General features: G+C 56.9%; 15 protein-coding genes. 7 read left to right on the forward strand and 8 right to left on the reverse strand.

The genetic code is table 11. The annotated features are described in order from the left end of the window. The 3 genes from ABD735_RS07065 (at position 1) to ABD735_RS07075 (ending at position 1509) form a co-directional block, all read left to right on the forward strand. The gene (locus tag ABD735_RS07065; RefSeq protein WP_344804749.1) at positions 1-486 is read left to right on the forward strand and encodes an SRPBCC family protein; all 486 of its coding nucleotides are present in this window, start codon (positions 1-3) and stop codon (positions 484-486) included. 129 nt (positions 487-615) lie between these two features. After that, positions 616-999, forward strand: a complete 384-nt coding sequence (locus tag ABD735_RS07070) for a hypothetical protein (protein WP_344804751.1) — start codon at positions 616-618, stop codon at positions 997-999. Positions 1000-1077: 78 nt separating this feature from the next. After that, complete coding sequence (locus ABD735_RS07075; protein WP_344804753.1) at positions 1078-1509, forward strand: pilin; 432 nt, start codon at positions 1078-1080, stop codon at positions 1507-1509. A gap of 92 nt (positions 1510-1601) precedes the next feature. On the opposite strand, the gene ABD735_RS07080 is transcribed toward ABD735_RS07075, so the two are convergent. The 5 genes from ABD735_RS07080 to ABD735_RS07100 are packed head-to-tail and all read right to left on the reverse strand — an operon-like array spanning position 1602 to position 9652. After that, positions 1602-4877 carry an efflux RND transporter permease subunit gene (locus tag ABD735_RS07080; protein WP_344804755.1) on the reverse strand — a complete coding sequence of 1092 codons (3276 nt, stop codon included), beginning with the start codon at positions 4875-4877 and terminating at the stop codon, positions 1602-1604. After that, the gene (locus tag ABD735_RS07085) at positions 4874-6052 is read right to left on the reverse strand and encodes an efflux RND transporter periplasmic adaptor subunit (RefSeq protein ID WP_344804757.1); all 1179 of its coding nucleotides are present in this window, start codon (positions 6050-6052) and stop codon (positions 4874-4876) included. Before ABD735_RS07085 ends, ABD735_RS07080 begins: the two co-directional genes overlap by 4 nt. 14 nt (positions 6053-6066) lie before the next feature. Beyond that, on the reverse strand, positions 6067-7161 hold the full coding sequence (locus ABD735_RS07090; protein WP_344804759.1) for a GNAT family N-acetyltransferase: 1095 nt from the start codon (positions 7159-7161) through the stop codon (positions 6067-6069). Continuing rightward, positions 7158-8819: a GH3 family acyl-acid amido synthetase gene (locus tag ABD735_RS07095; protein ID WP_344804761.1), complete on the reverse strand. Its 1662-nt coding sequence runs from the start codon at positions 8817-8819 to the stop codon at positions 7158-7160. Before ABD735_RS07095 ends, ABD735_RS07090 begins: the two co-directional genes overlap by 4 nt. Continuing rightward, positions 8816-9652, reverse strand: a complete 837-nt coding sequence (locus ABD735_RS07100; protein WP_344804763.1) for a hypothetical protein — start codon at positions 9650-9652, stop codon at positions 8816-8818. The genes ABD735_RS07095 and ABD735_RS07100 overlap by 4 nt, the downstream gene beginning before the upstream one ends. 463 nt (positions 9653-10115) lie before the next feature. Here ABD735_RS07100 and ABD735_RS07105 point away from each other — a divergent pair, with 463 nt between their 5' ends. The 4 genes from ABD735_RS07105 to ABD735_RS07120 all read left to right on the forward strand — a co-directional run bounded on the left by ABD735_RS07105 (position 10116) and on the right by ABD735_RS07120 (position 16085). Then, positions 10116-11441 (forward strand): condensation domain-containing protein, encoded by a 1326-nt coding sequence (locus ABD735_RS07105; RefSeq protein WP_344804765.1) that lies wholly within the window; start codon positions 10116-10118, stop codon positions 11439-11441. Positions 11442-11472: 31 nt separating this feature from the next. Next, a complete protein-coding gene (locus ABD735_RS07110; protein ID WP_344804767.1) occupies positions 11473-12570 on the forward strand; it encodes a TauD/TfdA family dioxygenase in 1098 nt (365 codons plus the stop codon). Between the two features lie 73 nt (positions 12571-12643). Further along, on the forward strand, positions 12644-13579 hold the full coding sequence (ylqF, locus tag ABD735_RS07115) for a ribosome biogenesis GTPase YlqF (RefSeq protein ID WP_344804769.1): 936 nt from the start codon (positions 12644-12646) through the stop codon (positions 13577-13579). Between the two features lie 103 nt (positions 13580-13682). Further along, positions 13683-16085 (forward strand): hybrid sensor histidine kinase/response regulator, encoded by a 2403-nt coding sequence (locus ABD735_RS07120; RefSeq protein WP_344804771.1) that lies wholly within the window; start codon positions 13683-13685, stop codon positions 16083-16085. Here ABD735_RS07120 and ABD735_RS07125 read toward each other — a convergent pair. The 3 genes from ABD735_RS07125 to ABD735_RS07135 form a co-directional block, all read right to left on the reverse strand. After that, entirely contained in the window at positions 16075-16839 is a 765-nt protein-coding gene (locus ABD735_RS07125; protein ID WP_344804773.1) for a hypothetical protein, read from the reverse strand. The two genes, ABD735_RS07120 and ABD735_RS07125, sit on opposite strands and share 11 nt — an antisense overlap. A gap of 13 nt (positions 16840-16852) precedes the next feature. Next, complete coding sequence (gene fdhD, locus ABD735_RS07130) at positions 16853-17698, reverse strand: formate dehydrogenase accessory sulfurtransferase FdhD (RefSeq protein ID WP_344804775.1); 846 nt, start codon at positions 17696-17698, stop codon at positions 16853-16855. A 79-nt stretch (positions 17699-17777) separates the two neighbouring features. Then, on the reverse strand, positions 17778-18788 hold the full coding sequence (locus ABD735_RS07135) for an AraC family transcriptional regulator (protein ID WP_344804777.1): 1011 nt from the start codon (positions 18786-18788) through the stop codon (positions 17778-17780). Positions 18789-18843 lie beyond the last annotated feature (55 nt).

Raw genomic sequence — 18843 nt, forward strand, 5'->3', positions numbered from 1 at the left:
ATGCATCTGCTCGCGAAAAAGCGTGTAAAAATCAATCGCCCCACTTCCGTTGTTTTTGACTACGTAACCGACATGGAGCAGTTCCCCGAATGGTTTCCCGAGATCAGGGAAGTCAGATCCGGTAATGAGCTCGCTCATGGACAGATTGGCAAGACTTATTTCGAAACCGTCAAGATGCCGTTTGGCAACACCCGCGAGATCCGCTTGATTGTGCGGGATTCAATAGCTGATCGTCTGTTCGTGACGGAGGCCCACTTTCCTCCCATCCTCCCACGTATGGAAGTCATCTTTCATGAGCTCAGTGAAGAGCAGTGCGCTATCGACTGGCAAATGTTCAGTAGAAGCAGGTCATTTGTCATTTGGCTATGCCTGCTGCCGTTGTTGCGGCGAGTGATGACTCGGCGTGCCGCTAGAGCCATGGTGCAGCTCAAGGCAGCATTGGAAGCCGAACGGCCACATTTGCAGATTTTTGACGAAACAGGCTGAACGCTCCAGCAGTGTGGTTGGGCATTTACAAAGCCGGCATCGCGGCCCATATTGAGGACAGGCTGGTGCTTTCGTTGCCAGCCATGGCTTCCAAGGTGTCATTGGCTTCATGTCTACTCGATTGTGTTGTTGCCTGATCTTTTGCCTGGTGCTGCCGACCAAGGGCTGGCAGAGGAGCCACTCGTACTTCAGGCTGCTTATGTCGAGTTTCCTCCGCTGACGTTTACCGACAATGATCCGGCCACCACGGTCTACGCGGCACCGGGTCATCATGAAGGTCTTCGAATGTTGACGATGGGGCGGGGCAGTTATCTTCTCGATTATGAAGAGCCCATGGCCGAAACCCTCAAACTTTTCCCTGACCTGACAGTTGAATCCTCGCCATTGATGAAATCCCGTCTCACCTACGTGGTGTCCCGCAAGACGCCTCAGGCAGCCGAAGTCATTCGCCGCCTGGATTCAGCCTATGCCAAAAAACTTGATGCAGGCTTTGTGCTTGACCCGCCACAGTGAATAGGCTGAACTGATGCTTTCCTGGTGGCCACGGGTTTCGTACGATCCAGGTATGCTGAAAAGACAAGGAACGATGAGATGTATATATCCATGAGCCGGGGGTTTCCTCTCTTCGCCGCAGTACTGGTGATTGGCGCCTGCACGGTCACATCGGAGCAACCGACCGCTGAAGCCGAAATGATAGAGGGCTTTCTCGCCGGCTCAGCAGTTCGTTATGCCGTACAGGACTATGCCATCGAACACGGTAGCCTCCCTGCCTCTAACGCGGATCTTGGCCTGCCTGAGCCTGAGGCGTATGCCCGCGGTGCCCTCGCCGCGGTCGCGGTGGGCGATCGTGGCCGTATCACACTGACGTTCAACGATAGGTCAGGCGTCGATGGTGGCACCATCCAGCTGGTGCCCATTGCCAGCGATGCCCTGTACGGCATGCAGTGGGATTGCCGAACGGCCAGCTACGAGGGCATACAGTCGTGGGCGCCAGCGTGTCGATATGCGCCTGCTGAGCAATGATGACGGAAGAGAACAGCATAAAAAAGCCCGGCAACAGTTCGAGACCATTCACCGGGCAAAGCCTCCGCTAGAAGGAGAAGTCACGAGAGGCGCTAGCGCGTGGCCGGTCGGAGAACCCCCGCCTCGCACTCGTCAGTAAAACCAGCTTCCCAGCTGGCGTGCAGAACCTCGTTGATATAGGGATTGGTGGCAGTTCGGTTCTTCGAACCCGTGATGCGACCATTCTGGTAAGCCTGTTCGACATCATCATTTTCCGAAGCCTCCGGAATGCGTGTTTGTATGCGGTGTACGAACAACCTGGCATCCTCACCGATGAGATAGAGGCAGGGCACGATCAGCAGTGTAATCACAGTGGCAAACAGCACGCCGAATGCCAGTGAGATGGCCATCGGGATCAGGAAACGTGCCTGTGAACTATTTTCCAGTATCAATGGAGCAACGCCGATAAACGTGGTCAGCGAGGTCAGTACGATCGACCGAAATCGACTGCAAACGGCCTTGATGATTGTGTCCCTGATGCGCTCACCGGCCTTCGCAAGGTCGTTGACGGCGCTGATCAACACCAGATTGTCATTTACCACGACCCCACTGACGGCGATGATGCCGACGATCGACCACAGGGTCAGTTCATAGCCGAGTGCGGCATGGCCGAGGAAAGCGCCCACCAGACCAAATGGAATGGCCAGGAGGATGAGGATCGGCTGCCAGTAGGTACCGAAGGCGATGGTGAGTAGACAGAACATGCCTATCAGCGCAAGCAGGTAGCTCAGCCCCAGGTAGTCGATGAACTCGGCTATGGCCTTGGGTTTGCCAGCGACCGCCCAGCTGGCGCCGGGGTATTGCTGTGTCAGATCACCGAGCCAATTCGCCTGCAGATGCGCCATGACCTGGCCGGGTGAGGTGAGGTTGTCATCCACGAGCGCAGTGAGGGTAGCTGTGCGCCGCCGATCGTAGTGGCTGATCAGCGCAGGCGTCTGCACTTCCTTCAGGGTGGCCAGAGCAGACAGGGGTGCTGTGCTCCCATCCGACAGGGTGATCGGCAGTTGCTCCAGATGCCAGAGACTGTTGCTCTCTGCTCCAGGCAGGCGAAGAATCACAGGCACTTCATGCTCATCTTCCGGCAGGCGGTCCACAATAACACCACGAAAGGCGGCAGCCACTTGCTGGCCGAGCGTTTGTTCGGTCAGTCCATAGTGTCTCGCTGCGGGCGTTGCGCTGACCTGAATCTGGGTGAAGCGCGCATTCATGCTGTTACCAATCTCGTGCAGGCCGTCGAGTTGTTCAAGCTGTGTTTGCAGCTCGCGTCCCATGATCTCCAGGATATCAAGGTCAGGGTGATAGAGGTTGATATAGATATCCGGCTTGATCTCGGTGAGGCTGGCGTGAAAGCGCACTGACAGTGCGTCTGGAATACCTTGATGCAACGAGCGCCAGCGGTAGGCGACTTCGTCGGCCGTAATGGGCCGTTCGCCCGGAGCCAGCGCGAGGCTGACACGAGCCCTGCGGTGGGCATCAGGATCACTGGCGGTAGAGACCTTGCGGCGGTGGCCCTGTTCCGCCAGGACGTCGACGATGAGTGGCTCGTCGAACTTGATCATCATCTGCTCTGCGAGCGTTTGCCCGGAGTGCTGCAAGGCCTGCACAGTGTCGGCTACGCGCTGGGTACTGGTACCCTCCGGGAAGACGACGTCAGCCATGACACGATCACCCTCGACACGGGAGAACATGACCAGGGTCAGCCAGCCGCTGTGCACCAGGGCAAGGCTGAGCAGAATGAGGCCCGCTGCCGCGGCTACCAGCGTATAGCGCCAGTGCAGGGTGAACTCGAGAACGGGCACGAAGAAGCGCGTCATGAGTCGGTCGAAGCGCGCATTCATCCGCTCGCTGAGACGGTCGAGCCGGCCCGGGGTCTTCGCTTCACTATTGTTCAGATGGGCCGGCAGTATCCACAACGATTCGATCAGCGACAACATCAAAATGCCGATGGCTACGATGGGAATAACGCGCATCAGCTCACCTTCGGGGCCGGGTAAGAACAGCAAGGGCGTGAAGGCGAGCGCTGTGGTGAGCACAGCGAAGACAACCGGCTTGGCCACCTTTTTCGTTCCGCGTGCAATGGCCTGGCTGCTATGGCCAGTTCTAGTGATCTCATCATGCACACTTTCACCCACGACGATGGCGTCGTCGACCACAATGCCCAGCACGAGAATGAAGGCAAAGAGCGATATCGTGTTGAACGACTCACCCAGCACAGGCAACAGGATGCAGGCCCCGAGCATCGAGACGGGTATACCCACTGCGACCCAGATCGACATTCGCAGCCCGAGAAACAGGGTCAGAATCAGTACCAGTACCAGCAGGGCCTGTGCGGCGTTGCGCCAAAGTAGCTCAGAGCGGCCGCGATATTCTTCGGCGTCGTCCTGCCACAGCATGAGCCGCATGCCGTGCGGAAGCGGCGTTTCAGCCATGAACGCCCGGACAGCATCCGCCACGTCCAGAACGTTCTGATTGCCGATGCGATACACATCCAGTGCTGCCGCAGGCTGCCCGTTCAGCCAGGCGCCCATGGTGTTCTGGGAAAAGCCATCGGAGATGGTAGCTACTTCTTCGAGTCGCAAGGCGTCACCAGCGCCACCCTGGCGCACCAGAACCTGACGGTAGTCATCGGCCATTGCGGGCTCTTCGCCAGCCTGTATCAATGCGTCGGACTGTGGCGTTCGGAGCAGGCCGCCGGTTACGCGCTCTACATCATTGCTGATGGTGGTGGCCAACTCGTTGAACGACAGGCCATAGCGGTAGAGATCCGATCTCGAGACTTCGACCGCCACTTCGCGCGCCGGCAGACCTTCAATTTCGACCTGTGAAATTTCGGGGTAGTCGAGCATGCGACGGCGCATTTCCCGAGCAGCGGTATACAGGTCGCGCGGTGAGAGATCACCCGTGAGCAACACCTGTGAAACACGATTGCGAAAAATCAGTTCCTCGACCAGCGGTGTGCTGGCATCTTCCGGAAGATCATTCAGGGCAGCGACACGCGAAGCGATCTGGTCCCGGACATCCCGGGTCACATAACCTTCGAGCACGTCAACGGTAATGGCGCAACGGCCTTCCCGCGCATCGCTCATCAGGTCAGTGATGCCATCGATACCATAAATGACGTTTTCTATGGGCGTACACAGCAGTTGCTCTACCGTCTGCGGTGAAGCGCCCGGCAGCAATGAGACAACGCCGATCCGTTCAAGCGGAACGTTAGGCAGGGTTTCCTGTCGCGTTTGTGGAATAGCGAGCAATCCGCCCAGGACCAACATCAGTGCCAGCAGGTTGGAGACACGAGGATTGTTGATGAACCAGTCGATACTGTCTTTCACAGCGAGGCTTCCGCGCGGGCCGTGAGCGCATCGTCAGCTTCAACAAGGGCTTCTTCTGGCACCGAGCGTGCAGGTGTGCCGTCGAGGAGATGGCTGTGGCCTCTTCTAACGACCTGTTCACCGACATTCAGTCCCTTGGTAACATAGACGTGCTGTTCGTCACGGTGCAGCCATTCTACCGCTCTTCGCGTCAATACCTGCTCACTGCCGATCACCCAGACATGGCTGTCGCCGACCAGCGCCGACCGCGGCAGCGCGACCAGATCCTCGATATGACGGCCACTGATCAGCACATCGACGTAGACACCTGGCTCAAGCGGTGCATCGTCGCCATCCAGCTTCACTTCAGCAATCAGCCAGGTCATGCGGTTTGCGTTCAGTCCACCTTCACGGCGAGTGATCGTGCCGTCCCAGGTCAGTTGACGACCGCCGAAGCTGCCACTCAGTCGCACAGGAATCTTCAGGGGAACAGCCTGCAGTTGCAGTGGAAGTGAGAGCAGTTGTAGGCCCTCGTCCTGAATGGGCAAGCGCACGACCATTTCGTCGGCGCTGAACAGAGTACCGAGGGCTTCGCCCGCTCGCAGGTACTGTCCTTGTGCCAGCGATATATCAGCGAGGCGTCCCGAGAAAGGTGCTGTCAGCGTTGCCTGTTCGAGGCGCCGTTCGGCGATGCGCAGCGCCGAGCGTGCAGAGCGCACCCGACTTTCGGCCTCGGCGAGCTGCGGCTTGCGCAGGGCGAAATCGTTGGCTTTGCTGGCGGCGAGACGTCTGGCTACGACCGCGGTGGCACGCACTTCTTCGAGATGCAGCTTTGCGGCATCAAGCTGGTGTTTCTGTTGCGCGATCTCCAGCGAGAAAGGTTCCGGGTCCAGCTGTAACAGTGGCGTGCCTGCTTCGACCCAGCGGCCACTTTCAAACTCCGCTGCGACGGATATGACGCGTCCGCCAGTTTCGACGGAGAGCGAAACCTGTCGACTGGCTGCAGCGATGCCCTGGCTATGCAGGTCGAGCCGCAAGTCTTGCGGTTCGACAACGACGGTACTGAATTCCGGCACCTGTTTGAGCAGAGGCTGTTCGTCTGCCTCTGGCGAATATCGATACAGAACGGTCAATATCATGGTCACGATCAATACGACCGGGATCCAGCCACGAGCAGGTGAGAGGTACTTCATCATGAACTCACTTGGTCTCAGAGCCTTGCGGCATCAACATAGGGCGTTAATCGACCGTTCAGGCCGAGCCTCGGGTCACCACTGTGCGCCAGTATGAAGTGCTGGCTACGGATAGTTTCCCGGCGGAACTTTTCAAGTACGGGCCTCAAGGCATCCTGTTCGAAAAGACCACAGACCAGGGCGTCGTAGTGACGTCCCATACTGGCGTGGATGGTGTCCAAGAGCGCTTTAAAAATGGTTGGATCGTTGTCTTTTACAAGCATGCTGTGCAGGGTCAGATAGACCAGTTGGCCGCCGGGCTGCGGCAGGCGTGGGCCTCCGCGAAGCTGGTTTTGCAGGTTGTACAGATGGCGCAGGGTCTGCAGGCCATGGGTATAGGCAAGAACCAGGGTCTGCTTGAAGGCTTTTTGATCCCAGGTGCCGATGATGCCGACCAGCGACTCTCCATCGAAGGCCAGCCAGTAGTCCTGTGGTCGAAGCGCGCGAAAGTAGGGTTCAGACCTGGCCAGCTGTTCGAATTGATAGCACGGGAAGAATTGCTTTTTCGGACCCTCGTCATCCCAGAAGGCCTGCATGACTCCCAGGTCCTCTACCTTGGCCTGGCGGATGTTGAGGCCGGTGTTGGGTTTTCGCGCCAGCCTCGAGCCGAATAGCAGGCTGGTTTCAATCATGCCATAAGGTAAAAAGCGCGGAAGCCCAGGACGATGTTTCGCGACAGCTTTCAGGTAGGGTTCGTTATCTGCCAGTATGACCGCCTGCAGCCAGCCGTTCTGGTAATCTGACTCAGGAATCTGTCGATAAAGATCGAACAGTACGTGGCCGCCGCGGTAGGTAGGCTCTACCCTGAGATCATGGGCATAACGAACGTAGCGAGGGCGGCCGTTGACATGGAGTCTGCGTTGTCCAATATTGCCAACCCCGACTATACGCCCGCTATCATGCTCTTCGGCCACGAATACGTCAGGCTGCTCACAGCTCACATGAGCGCTATGAAAGTAGCAAGGGCTACGCTCGAAGTTCAGCGTGATCTTGCCGGCTTGCGGTGTACGCCGAAACAGTTCAAGAATGGCCTGGCTATCCTCCAGCTGGGCCGATCTCACCTGATAGCTCATGATATGGCGCTCAACGCAGGGCTCGCGACAGCGACGGGCGGATCCAATGGTAGTCGGCCGGTCCAGTGTCGTAAAGCCTCAACCTTGATATTGCCCTCTATCATGCCACGCCGGCTGCAGGCTTCGAGAAAATGGCGGCGCGCCTCGGGGTGACAGATGCAGCGGACAGGGCCGAGCTGATTCAGATTTCTCGCCACCAGATAATGAAAGTGCTCAAGCAGACCGGCTTCGAGTTGTTGACCGAGTGACTTTTCATGGCGTTTGCGCCAGTAGCTGCTGATCGCCACATCGGCTTCAACCATTAGCACATAGGCCGGTCGCCCGGATTTGCAGCCCTCATCAGCAGCCAACAGGGCAACCGGCTGCAGTCCGGATGGCCAGTCGAGCCCGTCCAGCAGCCTCTGGGCCAGAATCGTACTGATTTTTTCGCCGGCTATATCGGCGCCATCGTTGCGACCGAGGAAGCGCAAGGCTGGCAGCTGCCCCTGATGCCCGGTCACTTTCAGCACATCGTTCATGCGGTAGCGCAACAGTCCACTGCCGGTCGACAGAATGGGGGTGACTTCCTGGCCAGCTTCTAGCGCCCAGGGTGGGAGCACCTGCTTGCTGGCGATATCTTCGAATTCATACACATGGGAGCCAGCAGCCAGAACGAAATCATCCTTGTATGGAATGGTGACCACGCCCTCTGTCGACCAGAGACCCTTGCCCTGAAAATCGGCTTGTGGCAGCAGCGTCTGTAATCGCTGTGCCCAGGGGGCGGAGGCTGCCGTGTCCCACGCGCTGATCAGCGAAAGACGTGGCCACAGATTGACGAAGAAGGCTGCGGATAGTTCGCCATCCCAGTTGAGTAGAAGATCGGCTGCGGCCTCTGATTCAGGGCAGGGTAGGTAGCCGAGACTGCCCTGATGTGAGCACCAGTGACCGTAGACCAGAACGGCTGCGACCTCCTTGCGCCAGAGTGACAGCTTTTCCAGCAAGCCCAATGCGAATGTCGGGCTCCAGATCGACATGGCTGTCAGGTCACTTCTCGCTGCCAGATAGGTCACTGTTGCGAAGAGAGAGTCATCAGAGCTTGGCGCCAGCGAGATCGCATCCGGAACGGCCTGAGTACTGCTGACTAACCAGCGCTTGCCAAAAGACAACAGTTTCATGTCATCGTTGATATGACCCGTCGTATGGGCCCGCATCTCGGTCGGCACCCAGGACAGCGACCAATAGTGGGCGCCTGTGCGTATGCCGGGATATCGATGATACATGTCACTGATCCAGGGACAGATGGCGGCATCGAGCTCCTTCAGGAACCTGCGTGTATACGGAATCCACTTGACTGCCGAAGTCGATCCACTTGTCGGCTGGTAGCGTGCCACTGGTGAGTCGATGAGTCTGTTTTCAGGCTGTTCCCGCTGAGCTGCGATGGGCTCAGCCCAGTCACTGTAATTCGTCATCGGTACATTATTGGCGAAATCCTCCCACGAAGTTCGAGCGGATAAGCCATGCTGTCTCGCGAAGGCAGTCCCGTCGATCGCCCCCATGAGAGAAGCCAGTTTTTCCCGCTGCAAGGACTGCAGGCTCGCACTGCTGCGATCGTATGCAAATCTGCCAGGCTGAACGCTGGCACGAATAAGCCCATGTGCAAGGCCAGACAGACGTCTCATTGCAGCGCGCCTGCCGAGCCCGGGTTGTTGTTAGTCACACCGGCTATATTGCGGGTCCTGCCCGATGGGAGCTTCGTCCCCTCCGATTTCGCTGCGGCGCTGGTGAGAGGTTTGCGAAACGCCTTGAGTGCAAACGAGCTGAGCGTTCTGGCACAGACGACCCCAACGCAGGGCAGCTCAGTACCGACGCTCCACGTCGGGTTGCGGGTCTCGAAATAACGAATCTTCGGAAACTGCTTGCGCAGGTCATCGGATATGCCAGCGACTTCGTCACGCAGACGCTGAGCACTGTCGCCGAACTGTAACAGCCCTAGCGGATCGCGACTGCCGGGAAAGAGTTGCTCGCAATAGAGCTGCACCACCTGATCCAGTTCATTGTGCCGATTGTCCGGATTCGGATAGTAGCGCTTGAAGTTATTCGCCAGCAGCAGGTAAGTCTTGTATCCCTTGGAAATCAGTAGCCAGAAAACGGGGCGGCGAGGTGAGCGTAATTTTTCCCACAGCAAATAACGCGCGAAACAGGTTTGAAGTGCACGGCTGCCCCAATACTCGCGTTCGATGATCGTGTCGCCACTGAAGATACCCTTACCCTGAAGTCCGCCGACGGTCATCTCCATACTGACAATTGTGGAAAAACCGACGACTCTATCATCATCTCTTGATCGGACCAGAATGGCGCCACTCTTTCGACTGATATCTTTCAGGAAAGTGTCCAGATCAGTGTTGTCATAATAGCGTCGAAAAACGCCATACATCTGCTGAATGTCAGCGATGCTGATTTTTTTCAGAGCATGGTAGCGAGCGTAAATTCCCGTTGAACTGGCGTTGTTCATAAGAAGTTCCCTTGATCAGTTCAGTCATTTTTATAGGTTTGGTCCTCTGACGATGATCGCCAGGACGCACTCAAAAATTGACCTGTTCACTTTGCGTGCTGATCGGGAGTATATGGATAAGGCGGGCCCAATCTATAATCAATGTGTACAACTGTGCACTAGATCTCCTATTTTCCTTTTCGGAAAAAAATTTCTTTGTCAAAATAGGCAAATCCTTGAAAGTGGTAGGGTTAGAGGCCGTTTTAGTTGCTGAAAGCCCGCGCAAGCCTCTGAAAAAAAGCTCAAACGATCAGTTCTTTCAAGTTTTCATACGCTTCTGGGCGATAATGACAACAGCATTCTGGCCCGAATAATTTATCTTATAGGGGTAATATTTGATCTGATTAGGCCGAAGGTTGAACGCCGTTTGCACTGAATCAATGTGCACATATGTACACTGAAAATAAGAAAAGGAGTATGCGACGTGGGAATCAGCCAGTCTTTCGCCACGGCCAGGGACTATCCATCACGTTCACTGGGGTATGGGGAGCAACTCTGGCTGAAGTTCAGTGAGCTCACCTCAAACAACTTTGTGATGGTCGCTCAGTTAGATGGATCGATGGACGTGCAGCGATTGTGTTCCGCGATGGAGCGCGTCGTTTTGACTTTCCCGATATTGCGGGCCCGGGTGTCGACGAATGCTAACGCGCCGCAACTGATCTTCAGTCGTGTTCCGCGGGTCCCCTTGTCCATTGTGCCAGGCAGCGCCGATACTGACTGGGCCAGGCTTGCAGAACGGGAACTCAATAATAGAATCCCATTTGACGCAGATCTGTTGTGGCGGGCGACCCTTTTGCAGGACGCTCGAAAGACCGTACTGATACTGACATTCAATCATGCGGTCAGCGACGGGCACTCGGCGTATGTCATCATCAGGGAATTGCTGCAGTGCTATGTCGACCCCTCAGCCGCAGGGTCCGCAATGCCGCCTCCAGCAGCCTATGACGATCTGTTGCCGCCAGGCCAGACCTGGCGAATGCTTACCCGGTGTATGCCAGAGTTCATAACGACTGTTCTGCGGCCGGGATCACCTGCACTTGGCGCACCACGCAACGTCTTCGCTCAGGCCGATGCATCTGTTAGCTCGCGTTTTATCGAGCTGTCGCTTGATCCACACACGAGCGCAGGTGTCGTCCGTCGTTGCAAGCATGAGGGAGTTGGGATGCATGCCCTGCTGAGCAGCGCACTGCTGCAGGCGACCCACTGTGCATTGGGAGGCGAAGGTACAAAGGAGATTGTCCTGAGCGCCGCCGTCAATGTTCGTCCTCGACTTCAACAGGTCTCACCACGTGATGTCGGCTATTTCGCTACTGGTATCGAGGGTCGATACAGCCTCACGGGTAACGATGATATCTGGCGGCTGGCCGAGCGGGTAGCTGAGGATGTGAACGCGCAGTTCACCACCGAAAGGATAGCGTTCAGCCTGCAGTTACGCCGCCTTATCCTCGCCTGGAAAAAGGATCCGCAGGCACTGGTGGATGCACTTGCAAAGCGATCCCGAGCGAGTATTCACCTGACCAACCTCGGACGGCCAGCGCTACCGCAGCACTACGGCGATCTCAATCTGCGAGCCTGTTTTCCCATACCGAGTGTGCATTTCCTCAATAAGCCTGTCCTGTGTCTGGCGAGCGTCTTCTACGCCGACCGTCTCAGACTCGTGTTCAGTTATGTCGACCCGTTGACCGATCCCGGTTTCGTCGACTGCGTCATGTCTCAACTCAGGCTGCGTCTCTGTGAGATCGCAGAATAATCAGAAGATGGAGTGTATCCAGGAGGCCAAAGTGTCAACAGTAATTAACAGTCTCGACCAGCTCGACATCGATGAGCGGCATGACTTCATAACGATCTTTAGACCTAGGCAAGCCTGTGACATGGCTAGCTTGCTGACAATCCTTCAGGAGAACCGTGAGCTGCTGCGGGACAAGATCGCGAGACGTGGCGTCTTGCTATTCCGGGGGTTCGCACCGGCTCACACAGATGACCTGTATGATTTGGTCACGAAGGGCATGGCACTTGACCCATGGAACGCCTTCAATCTCAAGAATACACCTGGCTTCGCTACCAGTTGGCTACGAAAGTATATGGAAGGTTTACTGGGCGGAGGTGACTATCGTCGCTATCTGGACAAGGATGCGGTCCAGCTGGGGCCGGTCGAATCTGCCGTACAGGGCCCTCATGTCGAAGGCGGTATTCGCTCTCAGCGATCACGCTATATCGCCCTGTGTTGTTTCGAGCCTTCGCCGAGCCGTGCTGAAACAGGCATGGTGGATCTGCATCAGGTGTATACGAATCTGCCACTGGCCGTACAGAAAAAGTATAGCGGCGCCTGGAATCGTTTTTACTACATTTCCCGCCGAAAGGTACATGCGCTGGATCGGGTCTTGCTCAAGCAAAGCCCTTTCGAACTGATTGAACGCGTCGATGGTAGAGCCCATCTCGCCTTGCCCCCATGTCCGGCCGTCTGTGCTGTGCCGGAAACCGGCGCGCTTTGCATCCAGCCCTGGGCTTTTGCCCGCAACACCAATGGCGCTGTTCATGCGGCGGCGGTCGCTGCATTCCCAGGGCGCGGTGATATCCGTCCGGACTCAACAGCCGAAGGCATGGATTTGACCTGGGAGCTCTGCGATGAGCGCGGCAATTCGATAGAGTGGACGCCTGAAGAGCAGACTCGACTATTTCACGACATCTTTGCCCGTGCTCATCTGATGGCCTGGCAAAAGGGCGATATCGCCTTCGTCGACAATATCCGTATAGGGCACTGGCGCATGAACGGAGAGCAGGGAGAGCGTAAGCTGGTGCAGATACAGGCCACCGCCTTTGATGCCGACCTGCATCACCCGGCCTATCTCAAGCGGACTGGTGTGCTCGCCCGGGTCTGACGCCCGAAAGCGGACCACAAATTCGTCAGGTAACGTACAATGAGGCCTTGGTGAGCATCAGGGCGAGACAGCAATGGCGATTCAATGGTATCCGGGGCATATGCACAAGGCCCAGAAAGAGATGAAGCAGATCCTGCCACAGGTAGATCTGCTCATCGAAATACTGGATGCGCGCATTCCGTTCTCCAGTGAAAATCCAGCCATTGCAAGACTCCGCGGCGACAAACCCTGCATCAAGGTGCTGAGCAAGTCGGACCTCGCCGACCCTGCTGCTACTGAGGCCTGGCAGGCTTCTCTCGAGCAGGCGCGTGGCGTGAAGACTTCTGCGACCACTACTGAAGAGCCGGGTCGTATCAAGGGGCTGACCGATCTCTGTAAACGAATGGTGCCCGAGAAGGCCGCAGGCGTACAGAATATTACCGCCATGGTCGTCGGCATTCCCAATGTCGGCAAGTCTACCATCATCAATACGCTGGCAGGTCGCACGGTAGCCAAGACCGGGAATGAGCCTGCGGTGACCAAAGGGCAGCAGCGCATTAACCTGGGCAATGGCGTCATGCTGCTGGATACGCCTGGCATACTGTGGCCCAAGATCGACAATCCGAACAGCAGCTATCGCCTGGCGGCCACCGGCGCCATCAAGAATACGGCGATGGAGTATGATGATGTAGCCTTCTTCGTGGCGGAGTACCTGATAAAAGCCTATCCCGAGCTGATCCGCGAACGCTTTCAGCTCGAGACAATGCCGACGTCCGACGTCGAATTCCTGGAGATGGCGGCTGCGCGCCGGGGCGCCTTACGCACCGGTGGCCGGGTCGATTTCCACAAGATTTCCGAAGTGCTCATCAATGAGTTGCGAGCCGGGAAACTTGGCCGTATCACGCTGGAGACGCCGGCTATGATAGCAGCCGAAGATGTCATCATTGCAGACACCCTGGCGCAGAAAGCTGCGGACAATGCGGAGCGCAAACGCCGCTTCAAGCAGGGCAGTCGCGATGCACCGTCGTGATCACCCTCGCATATTTGTGGTCTGAGCCTTACACTTGGTCTCTGATGACCGCTTCCTGTCAGCGCCGTTCTGAAGTTGACTCGCACCTGTACGGCCAGTTCCAATGATGAAGCCCGACGATTACCGCCTGTTATTTGATTCGACACCTTATCCCTATCTGGTCATGGCGCCGGATCTGACGGTGATCGGTGCCAATGCTGCCTATCTCAAATCAGTGGGGCGAACAAAAGCGGATATTGTCGGTCGCTATGTCTTCGATGCCTTTCCAGTCAATCCAAACGATCCCGAGTCGACCAACGTTCAGGAGGTGAAATCGTCGCTCGAAATGGCGATTGCCACCAAGCGTCCACATTCCACGCCTTGTCTGCGCTATGCGGTATCCACTGACACCCCTGCAGGGCCAGGTTTCGTAGAGCGTTTCTGGAGAGCAGTACACACCCCGTCGGTTGATGAAAAGGGCGAAGTCGTCTTCGTGACCCAGAGCTCGATCGATGTGACCGATCTCTATACCCGAGACGGTCTGGCGCGTGACCCTTCTGACATGCCAGGGCCACGCCCGGAGGATGAAAGCGAAGTCTTCAGCCGCGCGCAAATGCATGAAGCGCTGGCCAGCATTCTCAAGGACGAGCGAGGACACTTGCGGAACCTGTTCAACCAGGCGCCTGGCTTCGTGGCGGTACTCACCGGCCCGGACCATGTCTTCAACATGGTCAACGAAGCCTATTACCAGCTTGTCGGGCACCGGGACATTATCGGCAAGCCGCTCAGGAAGGCGCTGCCGGAAGTGCTTGGTCAAGGCTATGAAGAGCTGCTGAATCAGGTGTACCAGACCGGGGAGCAATGGCAGGGGCGCGGCATGCGCGTCAATCTTCAGCGTGAGGTGGATGGTCCGATCGTCGAATGCTTCATCGATCTGTCGTACCAGCCCTACCATGGCGTTGATGGCAGCATCATTGGCATATTTGCGCAGGGCTACGACGTCACCGATGCCTTTGAAGCACAGGCCGCACGGCGGGAAAGTGAAGAACGGCTCAAAGACGGCATGCTGGCGGCGAAGATGGTGGTCTGGGATTGGGATATTGAATCCAGGAAAATGGTCTTTTCAGACAATGTAGAAGAGGTGCTGGGTCGCACGGCAGATTCGCTCGATGACCTCTACAGTTCGGTCCACCCGGACGACCGCGCGAAGATGAGGCTGGTGCATGAGCGAGCCTTTGCCGAACGGTCGGGTTACCGTGAAGTGATCAGGTTTACCCGCCCTGATAGTGCCCGACAGATCTGGATCGATGTTCGTGGCAAAGTACGATGTGACGAGTCAGGCAAACCTTTCGCAGTCCGTGGCGTGACCCTGGATATTACAGAGCGCGTGAATGCCGAAGAGGAGTTGCGCGAAGCAGATCGACGCAAGGATGAGTTTCTGGCCATGCTAGCCCACGAATTACGCAATCCGCTCGCGCCTATCAGCTCTGCCGCGCAGCTCATGAAGATGGTCAAGCTCGATGAGACCCGTCTGCAACAGACCAGCGACATCATTACCCGTCAGATCGGGCATATGACCGGCCTGGTTGATGACCTGATTGACGTGTCCCGGGTGACCCGTGGTCTGGTCACGACTGAAAAGCAGGCGCTGGACATGAAGCGCATCATTTCCGATGCTGTCGAGCAGATCAGCCCCATGATCGAAAGCAAGCAGCATCACCTGATATTGGACCTGGCGGCAAAGCCGGCCCGCGTGCTGGGCGATCAGAAGCGGCTCGTTCAAGTCATCACCAATATCCTTAGCAATGCTGCGAAATACACGCCCACAGGTGGAAACATTACCCTGCAGATGGAGGTTGAGTCAGAGCATGTGGCTGTGATCATCACGGATGATGGTATCGGTATCAGGCCAGACCTGCTGCCGCGGGTTTTCGAGCTGTTTACTCAGGCTGAGCGGACTTCCGATCGCTCGCTGGGTGGACTGGGTGTCGGCCTGGCGCTCGTACGTAGCCTGGTGGATCTGCATGGTGGCCGGGTCCTGGCCAGTAGTGATGGTTATGGAAAGGGCAGCAAGTTCGTGGTGTGTCTGCCCCGTCTGGACAAGGAAAATCCTGCATGTGATTTACCGCCCCTCGGCGAGACCGAAGACAGTGCGGGACGGTCGCTGAGGGTAATGGTCGTAGACGATAACGCCGATGCGGCAGAAATGCTGGCGATGTTTCTCGAGGCTTCAGGCCACGAAGTGCATACCGAGCATAGTGCGCGAGCGGTGTTGAACAGCATCGACCGGCAGGTGCCTGATGTGTTCCTGCTGGATATCGGCCTGCCAGAGATGGACGGGAACGAACTCGCACGCCAGCTGAGGCAGCGCCAGGACACGGCAAAGGCCGTTCTCATTGCCGTCACTGGTTATGGCCAGGCACAGGACAGGGAAAAAACCAGAGCAGCTGGCTTTGACTATCACTTCGTCAAACCGGTCAACACGCTGGAGCTTCTGGAAGTCCTCGCTACGATTCCTACCTGCTAGACAGAGGGGACCCTGGCGGCTGGTCTACGGCGATCAACTGCCGCTCGTTCCTGCCGAAAGTCGTTCCAGTTCGCAGGCGATAGGCTGTGCCTACACCAGCACACACCGTTGCGATTCCAGAATAGTCTGGTGCCTGCTCCGTCAGCTTCACACAGTCATCGAGCCTGACCGTCCCATTGGTGTACTCGGTGCGCCCCAGTACCGTATACGCCACCTTGATGGCGCTGTTGACTACAGGCTGTTGCGAATCGGCCTTGCCGCAGGGACGTTCGTGGGCAAAATCCGTGACGCTGGCAATGCGTTGCAGCTGATCACCCTTGTGCGCCACTTCAGGAAATACCGAAAGCCATTGATAACGTGTTTTGTGTCTGGAGACACACTCACCCAAGGCGTCATACCTGGTGACTTCCTCCAGCGTGATATGGCCGCTGTCTGATTCGAGTGTTTCATAGCTGGTGACTGCACCATTCGACTGAATTTCCCGGGTCAGGGAGGGCTCGCTGGTATCAATGATCGTGATGGCATCCCCGGTGTCGGCAATATACTGATGTTTCAACACGAAGCCTTCGCTGGCATATATGTCGAAGCGTGAAAAGTCGATAGGGTCGGGGTCAGCATCTCTACTGCTGCCGACGTCGGTCGAGTCCTTTGCGAGAACCACTGGTCCATGAGTGCTGAGTGTGAGCAAAGCCGCGATCACGATCACGCTGACTATTCGGCCGGGTTGATGAAGAACACTTGAAACAGCTTGCATCGAGGGCACCATCTTATTCATCGCGCGCGGAAGACACTTCAAGCATGGCATCACTGCGCGCGAGCGCGATAAGTGTGAGGCCACAGGCCTGTGCCCGATCGACAGCCAGCGACGTCGCTGTCGATACCGTGACCAGCAAGGAACAACCGGCTATGACGGTCTTTTCGACCAGCTCATAGCTGCAGCGTGAAGTGAGCAGGAAGAACCCTTCCGCTGGCGATTGTCCGGCACTTGCCAGTGCCCCGATCAACTTGTCGAGCGCATTATGTCGGCCCACATCCTCCCGTAATAGCTGTATATGCCCATCCCGGTCGTAGAAAGCGGCGGCATGGGTGCCGCCTGTTGCGGCGTTAAGTGGCTGATGCTTGCGCAGGCTCGCCAAAGCAGAGAACAGAGCTGTGTCGCTGACCGACGGCGCTTTCTGCACTCGGGGTAGTGGCCGGTGAACCTGAGCCAGGCTCTGCAGCCCACAAAGCCCGCAGCTGCCTTCCGCCGTTCGCAGTCGTATACGCCTGATAACGCTAGCAGCGCATTTCTCTTCCAGCCAGAGCTTCACGAGCCAGCCATGTTCGGTTTCTCTGAGGTTGAGTTCGAGGATGTCACTCGACGTATGCACGAGTTGTTCAGACAGCACAAACCCTAGCGCAAAATCTGCCAGATCGACGGGTGATCCCATCATGACGGCGTAGCTACGGCCATTGATCTCGAAGGCGATGGCGGCTTCTTCCGGAAGGGCACGGTGTGCAGCCGTACGTTCATCCAGGCCAATCCTGACGACTTCGGTGACAAGAGACCCGCCGAGTGCTTTGGCTGGAATAGCTTCGGCAGGCTGGTCGTTGCTGGCAGGCACTGATGTCATGGTGTGATTCTGCTCCTGAAATCATTTTCAGACTGATGAGGACTATACGCCGACGTCATGGTGGCTGCTTACTCGCCAGTCAATCCTGACCTGACGACCTGCGTCGGAGTCTCCGACGGTACTCGCCAGGCGTACTACCAGTCCAGCCCCTGAAGGCCCGATTGAACGCGCTTTGTTCAGAATAGCCCAACAGCAACGCAATCTCTGCTGACGCCAGACGCGAGTCAGCCAGGTACAGGCGTGCAAGCCTGAGCCGTACATCTGCCAGTACATTTCGATACCTGAGCCCATGTCTGGCGAGCTCGCGGTAGAAGGATCGCAGTGAATAATCCATCTGGTCTGCAAGCCTGGCAGCATTTGGCTCGCCTTCATGCAGTGCGTCTGCGACTAACTGCTGCAGCCGACTCAGAAAAGCATCCGGTTTTGGCTGCTGCACGAGCATCGCCGCCGCCTGCTGGTCCAGCAGATCTCGCAAATGTGGGTCACTGCTTGCAATCCTCATGGCAAGCAGGCTCGACGGAGTTTCCAGTCCGATGGCGGCCGCATCGAAGCGAACAGGGCAGCCGAGCAACACTTCATATACGGCGGCCTGTGCCGGTGCAGGGTGTGGAAACTCGACGAGCGTCGGTGGAATGGTCTGGCCGATCAGCGCCTGGTAAAGGTTGAGGAAGACCGCAACACCGAACTCGGTCGCGAGTGCCGTCAACGGCGTCTGCTCATATCCCCATTGAAAATGTATCCGTTCACCTTGCTGCTGGACCTGTATTCGCAGGTCCGTGGCCAGCAGGCTCTGAAATCGCCGGTAGCGCATCAGGGCCTGGCCAAGACTGCTACAGGAGCTTGCCAGATAGCCGACGACACCAAAGTGCTCAGGTTCGGCGCATCGGCCAATCCGGAGCCCGAGGGCCGGTACGGGGTGCAGGTGCTGTATTCGTTCGAGCTGTTGCGTGAACAGATCTGCAGGCATGCGCTGACTGATGGAAAATGAATCGAGGACTTCGAGTACATCCGCAGCGTCGAGGTGGTTCCTGTAGATGTACCTGCGCAATACATCAGCCAGCGCGCACGATACCAGGGCTTGTTCAATCATGGTCGATCTCGTCTTATCCTGGCACAAAATGTCAAACACAGGTGGCTGTTGTCAA

This window comes from Allohahella marinimesophila, assembly GCF_039538005.1.
GTDB classification, from domain to species: domain Bacteria; phylum Pseudomonadota; class Gammaproteobacteria; order Pseudomonadales; family Oleiphilaceae; genus Allohahella; species Allohahella marinimesophila.